Raw genomic sequence first — 14,395 nt, forward strand, 5'->3', positions numbered from 1 at the left:
GGGCGCACGCCCTGGTCGACGCCGCGGCCGCGCGAGCCACGGAACTGCCGTTCTGGCAGCAGATCGCGGCGTCCGAGGATCCGGTGCTGGGCGAGCGGGCCTTCGACCCGGCGGTCGACACCTTCGACACCGTCGATCGGGTCGAGGTGCTGCTGCCGGCCGAGGTGACCGATGCGGTGCTGACCGGCGTGCCGGACAAGTACCGGGCCGGTGTCGACGACGGCCTGCTGTCGGCGCTCGCGCTGGCGGTCAGCACCTGGCGCGGTGACGCCGCGGGCGGCGCCGCGCTGGTGAAGCTCGAGGGACACGGCCGCGAGGAGAGTGTGGTCCCGGGCGCCGATCTGTCGCGGACGGTGGGCTGGTTCACCAATGCCTATCCGGTGCGGCTGGATCTGGGCCACGCCGACGTCGCGGCCGCCCTGCGTGGTGGAAAAGCCCTGGGCGACATCGTGAAATCGGTGAAGGAGCAGTTGCTCGCGGTCCCGGACAAGGGCATCGGATACGGCCTGCTGCGCTACCTGAACCCGGAGACCGGTTCGGAGCTGGCGGCCGGTACCGCGCCTCAGATCAGCTTCAACTATCTGGGACGCGCGGATACCGGTGCGGGCCCGCAGACCGCCGAAAGCGGCTCGGAGCCGGTCGGTTTCGACTGGGCGCCGGTGGTGGATCTGGGACAGCTGGATGCCGACATGGATCCGGATATGCCCGCCAACGCCGCGATCGACATCAACGCGATCGTCACCGACGGGCCGGAGGGCGCGCAGCTGTCCGCATCCTTCGCGTTCCCGACCGGGCTGTTCGGCAAGCAGCGCGTGCAGGAGTTCGCGGATCTGTGGGTGGCGGCGCTGACCGCGCTCGCCGACCATGTCCGGCAGCCGGAGGCGGGCGGTCTGACGCCGTCCGATCTGCCACTGGTCGAGGTCGCGCAGTCCGAGATCGACGAGTGGGAACGGCAGTATCCGGGGCTCTCGGACGTCTGGCCGCTCTCGCCGCTGCAGTCGGGTCTGCTGTTCCACGCGATGATGACCCAGCAGACCGTGGACGTCTACACCATGCAGGCCGTGGTGGATCTCGGCGGCGCGGTCGACGAGGACCGGCTGCGCGCGGCCGGTCAGGGCATCCTGGACCGGTACCCGAACCTGCGTGCCGCCTTCGTCACCGACGCCGGCGGCCGCGCGGTCCAGCTGATCTCGGATCGCGTCGAGGTGCCGTGGCATACCGTCGATCTGACGGATCTGCCGCAGCAGCAGCGGATTCCGGAGTTGAAGCGCCTGCTCGAAGAGGATCGGGCCACGCACTTCGACATGTCGCGCGCGCCGCTACTGCGGTTCACGTTGTACCGGACCGACGATGATGCCTTCCATCTGGCGATCACTACCCACCACATCCTGGTGGACGGCTGGTCGATGCCGCTGCTCATGCGCGATCTGCTGGTGCTCTACGCGGTGCGCGGTGATACCGCCGCACTGCCGCGGGTGTCCTCGTACCGGAACTTCCTGAGCTGGCTGGCCGGGCGCGATCGCGAGGAATCGCTGCGCACCTGGTCGCGGGCGCTGGCCGGTGCGGACGAGCCGACCCAGCTCGCACCCGCGGCGCGGGGACCCGAGCACTACGAGATCGAGAAGTTCGTCGCCGAGGTCGACGAGGCTCGCACGCGCCGGATCACCAAGTACGCCGCCGAGGTCGGGGTCACGGTGAATACGCTGGTGCAGGCCGCGTGGGGCATTCTGCTCGGCCGGCTCACCGGCCGCGACGACGTGGTGTTCGGCGCGACGGTCTCGGGCCGCCCGCCGGAGCTGACCGGGGTCGAATCCATGGTCGGCCTGTTCATCAACACGCTGCCCGTGCGCGTCGGCGTGGACGACCGCTCGTCGGTCGGTGAGTTGCTGCAGGGCCTGCAGCGCGATCAGGCCGATCTGCTCGACCACCACTACGTGGGCCTCACCGATATCCAGCGAATCGCCGGCGCCGGAGCACAATTCGACACGCTGCTGGTGTTCGAGTCGTATCCGATGGATACCGATGCGATCGCCGCGGCGAGTTCGATCGACGGCATGTCGGTGACCGGTGTCGGCACCAACGACGCGACCCACTACCCGCTGACCCTGCTGGTGACCGCCGAATCGACGATCGAGGTGACCTGGAAGTACCTGACCAGTCGCTTCACCGCCGAGGAAGTGCACACCCTGGCCGAGCGGCTGGACCGGGTGCTGGACGCGCTGACCGGCGATCCGGCGGCCGCGGTCGGCGATATCGACATCCTCGATGCCGACGAGCGGGCGCGGATCCTGGCCGGCGCGGCGGTGGCCGCCGATCCGGTCGCCGAACCCGGCCGGGTCGGCAGCCGGACGGTCGCCAAGGCGCTCGGCGATGTGGTCGAGGAGGATCCGCAGGCTCCCGCGCTGCTGTCCGGCGATGCCGAAATCGCCTATCACGAGGTGGATTCGCGGTCGTCGAAGCTGGCCCGGGTGTTGATCGGACGCGGCGTCGGCCCGGGCGACATCGTCGCGGTGGCCCTGCCGCATTCGGTGGATGCCGTGGTGGCGCTGTGGGCGATCCAGAAGGCCGGCGCCGCGGCGCTGTTCGCCGACGGCCTGTCCTTCGGGGAGATCGTCGCCGCGGGTGCCGGCTGGGGTATCGCCCTGGAGCCGGCGGCCAAGTCGGTGCGCTGGGTGGTCCCGACCGATCCGAAGGTGCGCGCGGAAATCGATGCGGCACAGGCGCATCCGGTGTCCTACGCCGACCGCGTCCGGCCCCTGCAGGACGAGCATCCGGCCTTCGTGGTGCGGGCGGCCGACGGCACCCTGCGCACGCTGACCCAGGAGCAGGCCCTCGACCACGCCGACACCCTGCGCGCCGATCACGAGATCGACTACGAGTCGACCACGTACACCACGGCGACGGCGGGTCCGGCAGCGCTGGCGGAATTCCTGACCTCCGCGACCGCGGGCGCACTCTCGGTCCTGCCCAGCGGTGATATCTCCGGTGACCTGGCCGAGGGAGAGGTCAGCCACTGGTTCACCGTGGCGGGTGAGGCGACCGACGCCGCCGACGGCGAAGTGCGAGTGATCGAGTCGGAGTGAGCCGGAAAGGCCGGTGAACGGGGTGCGGTCGCATCTCGGCACCGGCTCTTCGCATCCGCCACTGCTGAACTCGGGCAGCGCTCGGAAGAAGCGTTCGCTGCGCCTTTCCACCGGAAACGGGTAGGACCGTGAGCGCCGACGTAGAGTCGAGACAGTTCACAGCACAGACCGGGCGGGGTGGCTTTTCCTCGCGTGGGCCGTGGCGAGGCTCTGCAGAGGAGGGGGACATGGAAACAATCACCGCACCCGCGCTGGAGTTGAGCGGGCTGTACAAGCGGTTCGGTGGGCCGTGGGTGGTCGACGGGGTGAGTCTGGCGGTGCGGCCGGGGTCGTTCTTCGGGCTGGTGGGGCCCAACGGCGCCGGGAAGACCACCACGTTGTCCATGGCCGTCGGACTGTTGCGGCCCGATGCCGGGCAGGCGCGGATCTTCGGCGCCGACGTGTGGGCGGATCCGGTGCGCGCCAAGACGATCGTCGGCGTATTGCCGGACGGTCTCGCGCTCCCGGAGCGGCTCACCGGACGTGAATTGCTCACCTACACCGGGCTTCTGCGCGGTCTGCCGCCGGCGACGGTGGCCGAGCGGGCGCAGGAACTGCTCGCGGTCCTCGAGCTGATCGAGGCGGAAAACACTCTGGTCGTGGACTATTCGGCCGGTATGCGCAAGAAGATCGGGCTCGCCACCGCACTGCTGCACGGACCCAAGCTGTTGGTGCTCGACGAACCGTTCGAGGCGGTGGATCCGGTGTCCGCCAGCACTATTCGCACGATTCTGCGGCGGTTCGTCACCGCCGGTGGCTCCGTGGTGCTGTCGAGTCATGTGATGGCGTTGGTGGAAAACCTGTGCGATCACCTCGCCGTCATCGACAAGGGGAGGGTGGTCGCCGCCGGTTCGGTCGCCGAGGTGCGGGGGGAGGGCAGCCTCGAGGAGGCGTTCGTCCGGCTGGTGGGCGGACGCATCGGGGGAGACGAGGGCCTGTCGTGGTTGGCGTCCTGATCCGCATGCGCTGGCGGCTGACCGTCCGCGCGATGAACAACGGACGGGCTGCGGTCGGCTTCTGGCTCGGTCTGGTCTTCGGGATACTCGCCGCCGTCGCCACCGCGGTGGTGATGGCGGCGGCCGGCCACGCCTGGGATACCCGCGCGGCGATCAATGTGGCCGCGACGCTGTACGCGGTGTGGACGCTCGGCTGGCTGGCCGGCCCGATCATCACCGGCAGCAGCGACGAAACATTGCAGCCCGAACACTTCCGGCTGCTGCCGCTGAGCTATCGCCAATTGGCGATCGGTCTCGCGGCGGTCGCCTTCACCGGGCCGGCCGGTGCGGTCAACCTGATCGCCTTCGCCGGACTGGTCGCGCTCGCAGCACAATTGGGGGTGGTACCGACCCTGTGCGCGGTGGCCGGGATGTGCCTGCAACTGATCTTCGTGGTGCTGCTCTCCCGCGCGGTACTCGCGTGGATCGGCGCCGCGATGCGTTCGCGCCGCGGTCGCGATCTCGGTGTCGTCCTGGCGGGCCTGACCGGCCTCGCCTACTACCCCCTGCAACTGCTGGTGTCCTATCTCGGGCCGCGCCTGGAGCACGTATCGCCCGGCCTGGGCGCGACCCTGCGAATCCTGCCCTCGGGATGGGCGCCCTACGCGGTCCAGGCGGCCGAGGAAGGTCACTGGTGGTTCGGCGTCGGGGCCCTGGCGGGACTCGCCGCGCTGTCGGCGCTGCTGTGGCAGGCGTGGGCGGTACTGCTGCGCCGGCGCCTCACCACCACGGCCGCGCCCGCCGGACCCGTTCGCGCACAGGCGGGTTCGGGACGCCTCGACCGGATGGTCCGCCCGACACCGGTCGGCGCGGTGGTACTCAAGGAATTGCGCACCTGGTCGCGCGACGGCCGGCGGCGGGCGGCGCTGCTACCGCTGATGCTCATCGGCGTGGTCCTGCCGCTCTTCCTCGGACTGCAGAACGGTGGCGCGAGCCTGCCTTTCGCGGGCGTGTTCGTGGTGTGGATGGCCGCGATGGCCAGCGCCGACATGTACGCCTTCGACGGCACCGCCCTCTGGCACACCCTGGTCATTCCGGGTGCCGTGCGCGCCGACGTCCGCGGCCGCATGATCGCCTGGCTCCTGATGGTCGGCCCGCTCGCCGTGGTGCTCACACTCGTGCTCCCGGGTGCGGCCGGGCGCCCGCAGATGTATCCGTGGGCGGTATCGACGCTGCCGGTGGTGGTGGGCGTCGGCGTGGCGGCGTCGATGTTCCTGTCGGTCTACGCCGCGTATCCGCTTCCGCAGCAACGCGGTAACCCCTTTGCCGGCAATTCCGGTAATCCGGGATGTGCGCGGGCGCTGGTCCAGTTGGCGGTCGGCTTCGGTCAGCTCGTGGTGAACCTGCCGGTGCTCGGCCTGCTCGCGCTGGGCGCCTATCTCCACAACGCCCTCGTGCAATGGTCGGCGCTGCCGGTCGGAATCGTCCTGGGTGCCGGCGCCGCACTGCTCGGCGCACAGGTGGCCACCCGCCGCGTCGAAGCCCGCGGGCCGGAACTGCTGGCCGAGGTGAAACCGCGCTGAACCCCTCCGGGAGATTCGCCGGAATCTGACGATTTCGGCCGTGCCCCTGACCCTTCCGGCCGTCGCCATCGACCGGCCCGGATTCCTGGCGTTCCATTTCAGCAGGCCGCATGTGCGACCGGATGCTCCCGCTGGAAGGAACGATGATGACCGAGTACGTGACGCTCGAACACGGACGGCTCGCCTGCGATCTGGTCGGGGACGGACCGCTGGTGGTGCTGTCGCACGGCATGGGCACCCTGCGCCAGGACTTCCGCTTGCTGCTCGGGCCGCTGGCCGCGGCGGGGTACCGGGTGGTCAACGTCGATATGCGCGGGCACGGCGAGTCCGGTACGGAGTGGCCCTCGGTGACCGGGAAGGCCGCCATCAGCCGCGCCGATGTGGCGGCGGACCTGCTGGGCGTGATCCGGCACTTCGGCGGCCCGGCGGTGATCGTCGGGCACTCGCTGTCGGGCGGTTCGGCGACGATCGCCGCGGCACAGGCTCCGGAGCTGGTGAGCGGGATCGTCGAGATCGGACCCTTCACCCGCACACAGCGGCTGCACGTCGGCGCTCTGCTCGGCAGTCGCCGATACCGCCGCGGCATGGTTCGCCTCGCCCTCACCATGACGCTGAAGTCGATGCCCTGGTGGCGGCGCTACCTCGACGTCGCATATCCGACCAAGCCTGCCGACTACGACCGCTACCTCGCCGACGTGGAGAGCATGCTGCGCCGGCCCGGCCGGTTTGCGGAATTCATGAAGACCGGACAGACCACTCCCGCCGACGCGCATGCCCGATTGGCTGAGGTCCGCTGTCCCGCCCTGGTGATCATGGGTTCGGCCGACCCGGATTTCGCCGATCCCGAGGCCGAGGCGAATGCTATCGTCGCCGCGCTGCCGGACGGTGTGGGTCGCGTCGTCATGATCGAGAACGGGGGACATTACCCGCATGCGCAATCGGCGGATGATGTTGCGGCAGCGATCATTCCGTTCCTCGGCCGGTGCGCGGCGCGGGACGAGAGCGCCGAGGTCCGGCGCGCCGTGTGATGTGCGTGCCCTGGTGCGCCCCTGCCGGATGCGCGGGGGAGCCCCGCCACGGTTGGCCGTCGACCGTGGCGGCCGCCCCGCCCGGCTGCGATGATGGCGAAATGCCCGCGCCGCGCACCATCGTCTTCGTCGTCTACGAGGGCATGCAGCTGGTCGAATTGGCCGGGCCGATGGACGTTTTCGGCGCCGTCAACACGATGGGCACCGAAGCCGCCTACCGACTCCTCACGGCGTCGCCGCACGGCCGGTCGATCGAGGCCGACGGCGGCCTGACCCTCGGGGTCGGACATTCGCTGCACGACCTCGCCTCCTCCGCCGCGGAGATCGACACCCTGGTGGTCGTCGGCGGCCGGATCTCCGGGCCGGTTTCGGCGGAGGTGGTTCGCGAATTACCCGCCCTCGCAAGGAAATCCCGTCGGGTCACCTCGGTGTGTTCCGGCGCGCTGCTGCTCGCGGCGGCCGGCCTGCTCGACGGCTACCGAGCAACGACCCACTGGGGTGCGGCCGATCTACTGGCCCGCTCGTATCCTCGCGTCATCGTCGAACCCGACCGCATCTATGTTCACGATCGCAACCGCTGGACCTCGGCGGGTGTCTCCGCCGGCATCGACCTCGCGCTGGCCCTCGTGGAGGACGACCACGGCCGGGAGATGGCTCAGCAGGTCGCTCGCGCTTTCGTCGTCTTCACCCGGCGCTCCGGCGGTCAGACGCAATTCAGCGCCCAATTGCGCATGCAGCCGGCGCGCACGCCCGCGATCCGGGCCGTCCAGCAATGGCTGCCCGATCACCTCGCCGGCGATCTGGCGGTGTCCGCGCTGGCTCGGCGCGCGGGCATGAGCGAACGTCATTTCGCCCGCGCGTTCCGTGCCGAAACCGGTAGTACCCCAGCGGCGTTCGTCGCCGAACTGCGCCTGGAAGCGGCCCGGCGCCTGCTGGAGTCCACCGAACTCACCGTCACCGCCATCGCCCGCGTGGTCGGCTACCGCCACGGCGAAACGCTGCACCGAGCCTTCGTCCGCCGCCTCGCCACCACGCCCGAGGCCTACCGCCGGCAGTACGCCGACGCCGGCCTCGGCACGCCGGCGGCAGAGCCGGTCGTCAGCGCAGCCCGGGGATCCGCATCGTCTCCGCCATGATGCGGGCGCCCTCGTTGTTCAGGTGCAGGCCGTCGCCGCTGTCGAGATCCGGGCGGATGAAGTCGGGCCGCTCCGGATCCGCGACGGCGGCCGCCACATCGAAGACGGCGTCGAAAACCGTTGTGGTCCGAAGCCATTCGTTGACGACGACGCGCACCGGCAGGGCCGGAGCCACATTGACCTCCGGATAGATCACCCCGGCGAAGGGGCCGATCGTGTTGGCGTAGATCGGCAGTCCGGCGGCATGTGCCCGCGCGGCGAGTTCGGTGTACCCGGCGATCAGATCATCGGCCGCGGCCACCTCGCCCAGCCCGATGTCGTTGATGCCGAGATTGACCACCACATGGGTGACGCCCGGTACGTCGAGCACGTCGCGGTCGAACCGAGCCAGGGCGCGTTCGCCGACCTCGTCGGTGAGCAACTGGTTGCCGCCGATGCCCTGGTTGACCACCCAGCCGCGGGTCAGCATCGAATTCAGCGCGTCGACGGAGCGGCGATTCGCGCCGAGCGTGGTCCCGGCGCCGTCGAACCAGGAATCACCGAAAGCCACCACGACGGGGGTGTCCGCGTCGGCGAGCACGTCGACACCGGTGACGTAGAAGCGCGAGGCGACCTCCTCCACCTCGGAGAGGTCCGGATCGGCGGTGTGATCACCGGCGACCACGGCGGCGATCTCCATCGGCTGATGCGAGAAGGTGGCGAGTCCGGTCGCCCCGGGCAGATACAGGCTCAGCAACAGATCGTCGCCGCCGTTCACCGCGAGATCGACGGTGTCGCTAACCATTTCGCCACCCGCCGGGATGCGCACCGTGTCCACCCCGTCGAAACGCAGCACGGTATCGGTTTCGGCGATCGTGGCGAATCCGTTCTTGCGCAGGGCGATTCGAGCCGCGCCGATCTCCAGTGTGTCGCGTCCGTACCGATTGCTCAATCGCACCCGAAGCCGTCGGCCGCCACCGGCCATGTGCAGCACCTGGCGCACGGTCTGATCGGTGAACTCCCGGGGTTCGGTCAACTGGAACTGCTCGTAGGGGCTGATGATCGCGGAGCGGAATCCGGCGAGCCAGGTGCTGGTCATGACATCTCCATTTAGTTGACATGAGGAATATCCTCGCAGCAATAATATGAAAGATATTCCTCATGTCAACTATCCGCACGGCAACTGTGCGTTAGGCTGACGGCGTGGAGAACACGCACGACGCCGACGTCTTCGACGACCCGCGCCTGACCGATATCGGGATGCTGTTCGAAGCGACCAACGGGATCCGCCGCAAACTCGAGCCGAGTTGGGCGGCGAACGGGATGTCGCTGCTGGATTTCGCCGCGCTCATGCGGCTGAGCCGCTCGCCCGGCCGCCGGCTGCGGATGACCGATCTGGCCGATCAGGCACAGCTGTCGACCAGCGGCGTCACCCGTCTGGTGGACCGGCTGGAGCGCAACGGATTCGCCCGGCGCCAGCCCGATCCGAACGATCGCCGCAGCTCCTACGCCGCCCTCACCGCCGCCGGCGCGACCCGGCTGGCGAAGGTACTGCCGGAATATCTGAAGATCCTCGACACCTGGTTCTACGGTCAGCTCACCCCGGAGCAGTGCGAGGCACTGATCAGCGGCCTGCGGATCATCCGTGACGCCACCTTCCCGGAGGCGGGCCGGATCTCCGAGTGACACCTCGGCCCCGAGCTGTCGACCGGCCGCGGACCGATTCGCAGCCGCATAGCCGAATGCTCGCGTTCACCGCACGGTCCGGTATCGCCCGGTCCCTATTGCCGAGATTCGCCCGGTTCGACTCGTAGACTCGACCGATACGAGTTACTTCCCAGCGACACCGGTCGACGACGGGAGCGGCGCATGGCTGATCACGTTCGAACAGACGCTGAACTCGGTTCGCCACCCACCGGTGCCAGACGGTGGTACGCCCTCGCGGTCCTCGCGCTGGGGCTTGCGATGGTGACGCTGGACGGCACAGTCGTCGGTGTGTCGCTGCCGACGATCATCGGTGATCTCGGACTCGATTTCACCCAGGCGCAGTGGGTCTTCTGCGTGTATTCGGTGGTGCTCGCTGTTCTGCTGATCGTCGTCGGCCGGATCGGTGACCGGTACGGCCGACGCGTGATCTTCGTGCTCGGGGTGCTGATCTTCGTCGGCGGCAGTCTGTTGTCCGCCTCCGCGGATTCGGCGAGTCCGCTCATCTGGGGCCGGATCGTGCAGGGGATCGGCGGTGCGGCGGTCGTGGCGGGATCACTGGGCACGGTTGCGGCGATGTTCCAGGGGCGAGCGCGCGTCATCGCGTTCACCGCGTGGGTGGTCGCTCCGGCCGCCGCGGCGGTCGTCGGCGCCGCGCTGGGCGGGTGGTTCATCGACTCCTTCACCTGGCCGTGGATCTTCCTGATCAACGTGCCGATCGCGGTGGTCGTGCTGCTCGGGACCGTTCTCGTGCCCGAAACCCGCATCGGCGGTTCGGCCACCGGACCGGATGTGGACGGCTGGCTGCTCAGTACGGCCGGGTTCGCGCTGGTGATCTTCGCCCTCATCGAGGGCGAGCGTTACGGCTGGGTGCGGCCGCGGCGGGAGTTCACCGTGTTCGGGGTGACCTGGTCGATGCAATCGGCGAGTTCGCCCATACCGTTCGTGCTCGCTGTCGGCGTGTTGCTGCTGGTGCTGTTCGTCTTCTGGGAAAGACACCGGGTGAGGGTGGAACATGCCGCGCTGGTGGACTTCTCGCATCTGCGCGATCCCCGGCACTGGGGTGACGGCGCTGCCCTGCTGATCGCGGCGGCACAGTTCGGAGTGCTCTTCGTGCTGCCGCTGTACCTGGTGAACTGTCTCGGGTTGTCCACGCTGCGAACGAGTTCGATTCTCGTGGTGCTGACCGGCTGCGCGCTGATCTCGGCGATCCTGACCGCCGGGCCGCTGCGGGCGGTACCTCCGCTGTGGCTGATCCGGATCGGCCTGGCGATCGCGTTGCTCGCGATGGCGGTGACCGCGCTGGCATTGACCTCCACTATTCCGGCGTGGGCCCCGACCGTGCTACTCGCCTGCTACGGAATCGGACTCGGGCTGGCCTCCGCCCCGTTGACGGCGAATATCCGGCGCACCGGCGCGGGCACCGTGGCATCGGATCCGGGATCGATCACCGCGGCCACCGCCCGGCCCGCCGGTGCCGCGCTCGGCGTGGCGGTCCTCGGCAGTATCCTCTCGATCGGTCTCGGCCACTTCCTGCCCGATCGGCTGAGCTACGTCCCGGGCCTGACCGCGCGGGCCGCCGGCGCCGTGGGTGCGGCAACCCGCGATTCGGCGGGCGACGCGATCGTCGGACTGCGTACCCAGCACGCGCCGACCGCGGTCACCGACGCGCTGGCCAACGGCTTCGCCGACGCGACTCGGGTGGCGCTGCTCGGCGTCGCGGTGGTGCTGCTGCTGGCCTTCGTGGTGGCCACGCGCATCCCGCCCGAGGCCCAGCGGATCGACACCGATCAGATCGATGCCGAACCGCCCGGTGCCGAACCGCCCGGTGCGGTGGCCCGCCACCGGGTCACCGAGCAGCCGGAGGCGGCGCGCCGGATCACCGACGAGGAGGGCGCCGCGCCGGTCGAACGCGGCGAAGCGACGTAGCGATCCCGGCGGCCGACATTCCCCCGGATCACCAGTCGATCAGATCGAGTTCGTGCAGGCGCCGGAAGACCAGCATCGAGCCGGGCGCGACATGCGGCATGGCCGCGTACTCGCCGACGGTGAAATAACGCAGTTCGGCGATCTCGCTGGTCGGCGTCGGTTCGCCGGTGAGGTCCGCGGTGAAGCAGGTCATGTGCAGCGCGGTACCGGGCGTGTGCCCGTACGCCTCACATTCGAAGACGCCGAGTTCGTCGTGGGCCGCCACGTCGACACCGAGTTCCTCGCGCACCTCGCGGTACAACGCCTGCACCGGTGATTCACCGGGGTCGATCTTCCCGCCCGCCATGTAGAACACCTCTTTGCCGGTCGAACGTGCCTGCAGCAGACGGCGATTCCGGATGTGCGCGAGTGCGGCGGTGCGAATCATAAAGGGAGCCTTCACGATACGGTCGGTGCGGGCGGGGAGCTCACCGGGTGGCAGGCGCCAGCTTCCAGTGTTCGTGCAGGGCCGCGGCGATCTCGGGCAGCAGGGTGACCGGGATACGCTGCTCACGCAGGATCCGGCGAATCTCGGCGACCTGTTCGCGCTTGCGATGTTCGTAGGCGTTGGAGACCGGATGCCGCACCGGCGGAATGCTGAGCAGTACCAGTTCGTCGTGCGGTTCGTCGCCGCCGGTCAGATCCAGCGCGAGCGACCAGCGGGCGCGCTCGTCGAGGGCGAACCGCCCGGCCACCACCCGATCCCACTCCAGCCGCGATTCGGCCCACGGGGTGCGCCGGTAGATCGCGCGGTCGGTGAGAACGACGACATCGCGACCGAACAGCGCCACCAGCAGCGCGATACCCGCCACCGCGCCGGCCAGCAGTCCCGTGAAGATGCGGTTCACTCCGAACAGGGCCACCACGGCACCACAGATCACCAGCACCGACAGCATGGCGAGCGCACTGTAGGTGAGGGTGCGGCGGCCGGTGACGACACCGGCCCGCACCGCCCGGACCGGTCCGCGGGACCGCCGGGAGATGTCGGGTCCGGATACGGGCGGGACGTCGTCGCTCATGGTGACACCTCGGAGTTCGCTCGCGTCGGACTCAGCCGCGCAGCGGGACGGCGGCCTCGGCGGTGTAGACCAGGAAGGTCAGGCTTTCCTGGAAGTACAGCTGCACGCTCTCCGCGTCGTGGGACAGGTAGCCGATCGACAGGTCCTGACCCAGTTGCAGATCGAAGTCGCCGCCGCGGGTGGTGAGCACGAAGGCACCGTCGATGGCGGGCGCCCAGATGATCTCGCCCTCGGGGATCAGCCGCTCGATATGTGTGCGGATCGGATGGCCGTGGTCGGAGGTCTCGCTCACCGCGGTGTACAGATCGGCGCTCAGCAGCACCGAATACGGCCCGTCGACACCGGCGAGGCGCAACTTGCTCAGTGCCTGTGCGATGGCCTCGGGGATGAGTCGCGGATCGCTCGGCGCGGTGACGGGGGTGTTCGACACGGCCGCGCGGATGCCGGTGATCCCGGCGGCGGGGTAGCCCTCGAAGACGGCGCGGTCCTCGGCGAACGCGATCTTGCGGGCGGCGTCCTTGACCGGATCGAGGTCCGCGTCCTGTGCGCCGCGCTCGACGTTGTCGAGTTCCTCGCGCGAGAGAGTGAACGGCACGCGCAGCTCGACCAGCGGCGCCACCAGGCGCTGGCGAGCCTGGACGCCCTGATCGGGCGCGTCGATGAGGGTGGTGCGTCCCAATCCGACCGCGGAATAGTCGGTGCCGTGCGGGCCGGACAGATCCACTACCCGGCGACCGGCGATATGACGCCGGAAGGTGCGCGTCGCCTCCTCCTCGATGGCCGACCACGCCTCGGAGGTGATCGGCGCGAGTTCACGGTGCAGATTGTTCATTGAGGGATCCTTTTCAACGTGCCGATACCGAGGGAGCCGTCGCCGGAAGACGCGGCCGCGGGCAGCTCGGCGATTCCGGCTGCCTCGAGTTCCAGGTCCTGCTCCGAAGCCGCCTCCTGTGCGGGGGCGTCCGGAAGGTCGTCGAAGAAATCGTTGGCCGGGGTGAAGAACAGGGTGCCGGTGATCGCGGTGGAGAAATCGAGAATGCGGTCGTAGGGCGCCTCGTCGCTGCCGAGGAACATGCGGACCAGCATCCGCTCGGTGACATCCGGGGTAGCGGCGTAAGCGATGTAGTACGTGCCGAATTCGCCCTCGCGGACACTGCCGAAGGGCATGTTGGCACGCAGGATCTGGCGCTCGGTGCCGTCCGGATCGATCAGGGTGTTCACCGCGACATGGGAATCCGCCGGCTTGTCCTCGTCGGACAGCTCCAGATCCTCGAGTTTGGTACGGCCGATGACGAGTTGCTGCTCCTCGACCGTCAGCGAACTCCACGCCTCCAGATCATGCAGATATTTCTGGACGATGACATAACTACCGCCGGCGAACTCGGGATCCTCGTCGCCGATGAGTGCCGCGGCGACGGCGGCGGGACCCTCGGGATTCTCGGTGCCGTCGACGAAGCCGAGCAGATCACGCTGTTCGAAATAGCGAAACCCGGTCGTCTCGTCGATGATCGTGGCCGCACCCTTCAACCGGGAACCGATCAGCATCGCCAATTCGAAACAGGCGTCCGGCAATTCGCCCTTGATGTGAAACAGCAGATCGCCCGGCGTGGCCGGGGCCTGATGCTTCTCCCCGGCGTAGCCCGGAAATTCGTGCAACTGCGCGGGTTTCGGGCCGGCGAACAGCCGATCCCAGGCGGCGGAACCGATACTCGTCACACAGGACAGCCGCGTTTCCGGCACCCGGAACCCGATCGAGCGCCGCAGTCCCGCCAGATCCGCGAGAAGGTCGCGCACCACCGGCTCACCGCCCTCGTCGATCGTCGCGACGAGGAAGATCGCGGCGCGCGAAAGCGGATCGAGGATCGGCTGCGGCTCACCCATGATCAACAGGGTACGGTGCCGGGCCGACAGCGCGTGCGGA

Annotated in this window: 12 protein-coding genes (1 of these 12 only partly in view); 7 read left to right on the forward strand and 5 right to left on the reverse strand. The window is 69.1% G+C overall.

Annotation, left to right across the window (positions count from 1 at the left end; translation table 11 throughout):
- The 5 genes from ACPCUW_RS20070 to ACPCUW_RS20090 all read left to right on the forward strand — a co-directional run.
- A protein-coding gene (locus tag ACPCUW_RS20070; protein ID WP_423426426.1) for a non-ribosomal peptide synthase/polyketide synthase crosses the window boundary here: on the forward strand, positions 1-3,083 show its 3' portion. It extends 40,879 nt beyond the left edge of the window; 3,083 of the gene's 43,962 nt are visible here — the last part of the coding sequence; its start codon lies off the left edge, out of view; its stop codon occupies positions 3,081-3,083.
- A 227-nt stretch (positions 3,084-3,310) separates the two neighbouring features.
- The gene (locus ACPCUW_RS20075; RefSeq protein ID WP_305780633.1) at positions 3,311-4,078 is read left to right on the forward strand and encodes an ABC transporter ATP-binding protein; all 768 of its coding nucleotides are present in this window, start codon (positions 3,311-3,313) and stop codon (positions 4,076-4,078) included.
- Positions 4,063-5,640 carry a hypothetical protein gene (locus tag ACPCUW_RS20080; protein WP_423426412.1) on the forward strand — a complete coding sequence of 526 codons (1,578 nt, stop codon included), beginning with the start codon at positions 4,063-4,065 and terminating at the stop codon, positions 5,638-5,640. The genes ACPCUW_RS20075 and ACPCUW_RS20080 overlap by 16 nt, the downstream gene beginning before the upstream one ends.
- A 146-nt stretch (positions 5,641-5,786) precedes the next feature.
- Positions 5,787-6,668, forward strand: a complete 882-nt coding sequence (locus tag ACPCUW_RS20085; RefSeq protein WP_064903719.1) for an alpha/beta fold hydrolase — start codon at positions 5,787-5,789, stop codon at positions 6,666-6,668.
- A 101-nt stretch (positions 6,669-6,769) separates the two neighbouring features.
- Positions 6,770-7,804, forward strand: coding sequence for a GlxA family transcriptional regulator (locus tag ACPCUW_RS20090; protein WP_423426414.1), 1,035 nt, complete (start codon positions 6,770-6,772; stop codon positions 7,802-7,804).
- Here the strand turns inward: ACPCUW_RS20090 and ACPCUW_RS20095 are convergent.
- On the reverse strand, positions 7,767-8,882 hold the full coding sequence (locus tag ACPCUW_RS20095) for a GDSL-type esterase/lipase family protein (RefSeq protein WP_423426415.1): 1,116 nt from the start codon (positions 8,880-8,882) through the stop codon (positions 7,767-7,769). The two genes, ACPCUW_RS20090 and ACPCUW_RS20095, sit on opposite strands and share 38 nt — an antisense overlap.
- A 104-nt stretch (positions 8,883-8,986) precedes the next feature.
- Here ACPCUW_RS20095 and ACPCUW_RS20100 point away from each other — a divergent pair, with 104 nt between their 5' ends.
- The gene (locus ACPCUW_RS20100; RefSeq protein ID WP_305780629.1) at positions 8,987-9,469 is read left to right on the forward strand and encodes a MarR family winged helix-turn-helix transcriptional regulator; all 483 of its coding nucleotides are present in this window, start codon (positions 8,987-8,989) and stop codon (positions 9,467-9,469) included.
- Between the two features lie 183 nt (positions 9,470-9,652).
- Positions 9,653-11,416 (forward strand): MFS transporter, encoded by a 1,764-nt coding sequence (locus tag ACPCUW_RS20105; protein ID WP_305780628.1) that lies wholly within the window; start codon positions 9,653-9,655, stop codon positions 11,414-11,416.
- Positions 11,417-11,444: 28 nt separating this feature from the next.
- Here the strand turns inward: ACPCUW_RS20105 and ACPCUW_RS20110 are convergent, their stop codons facing one another.
- From ACPCUW_RS20110 to ACPCUW_RS20125, 4 genes are read right to left on the reverse strand one after another with little or no spacing between them, the layout of a single operon-like run.
- Positions 11,445-11,843: an NUDIX hydrolase gene (locus ACPCUW_RS20110; RefSeq protein WP_030517167.1), complete on the reverse strand. Its 399-nt coding sequence runs from the start codon at positions 11,841-11,843 to the stop codon at positions 11,445-11,447.
- 40 nt (positions 11,844-11,883) lie between these two features.
- On the reverse strand, positions 11,884-12,474 hold the full coding sequence (locus ACPCUW_RS20115; protein ID WP_305780627.1) for a hypothetical protein: 591 nt from the start codon (positions 12,472-12,474) through the stop codon (positions 11,884-11,886).
- Between the two features lie 31 nt (positions 12,475-12,505).
- Entirely contained in the window at positions 12,506-13,306 is an 801-nt protein-coding gene (locus tag ACPCUW_RS20120; RefSeq protein WP_030517169.1) for a family 1 encapsulin nanocompartment shell protein, read from the reverse strand.
- Positions 13,303-14,355 carry a Dyp-type peroxidase gene (locus tag ACPCUW_RS20125; RefSeq protein ID WP_063014213.1) on the reverse strand — a complete coding sequence of 351 codons (1,053 nt, stop codon included), beginning with the start codon at positions 14,353-14,355 and terminating at the stop codon, positions 13,303-13,305. Before ACPCUW_RS20125 ends, ACPCUW_RS20120 begins: the two co-directional genes overlap by 4 nt.
- Positions 14,356-14,395 lie beyond the last annotated feature (40 nt).

The organism is Nocardia sp. AB354 (assembly GCF_049538315.1).
Classification (GTDB): Bacteria; Actinomycetota; Actinomycetes; order Mycobacteriales; family Mycobacteriaceae; genus Nocardia; species Nocardia nova.

Coding starts and splice junctions, on each gene's coding strand:
- ACPCUW_RS20075 (WP_305780633.1), top strand. CDS start 3,311: ATGGAAACAATCACCGCACCCGCGCTGGAGTTGAGCGGGCTGTACAAG.
- ACPCUW_RS20085 (WP_064903719.1), top strand. CDS start 5,787: ATGACCGAGTACGTGACGCTCGAACACGGACGGCTCGCCTGCGATCTG.
- ACPCUW_RS20090 (WP_423426414.1), top strand. CDS start 6,770: ATGCCCGCGCCGCGCACCATCGTCTTCGTCGTCTACGAGGGCATGCAG.
- ACPCUW_RS20095 (WP_423426415.1), bottom strand. CDS start 8,882: ATGACCAGCACCTGGCTCGCCGGATTCCGCTCCGCGATCATCAGCCCC.
- ACPCUW_RS20105 (WP_305780628.1), top strand. CDS start 9,653: ATGGCTGATCACGTTCGAACAGACGCTGAACTCGGTTCGCCACCCACC.
- ACPCUW_RS20110 (WP_030517167.1), bottom strand. CDS start 11,843: ATGATTCGCACCGCCGCACTCGCGCACATCCGGAATCGCCGTCTGCTG.
- ACPCUW_RS20115 (WP_305780627.1), bottom strand. CDS start 12,474: ATGAGCGACGACGTCCCGCCCGTATCCGGACCCGACATCTCCCGGCGG.
- ACPCUW_RS20120 (WP_030517169.1), bottom strand. CDS start 13,306: ATGAACAATCTGCACCGTGAACTCGCGCCGATCACCTCCGAGGCGTGG.
- ACPCUW_RS20125 (WP_063014213.1), bottom strand. CDS start 14,355: ATGGGTGAGCCGCAGCCGATCCTCGATCCGCTTTCGCGCGCCGCGATC.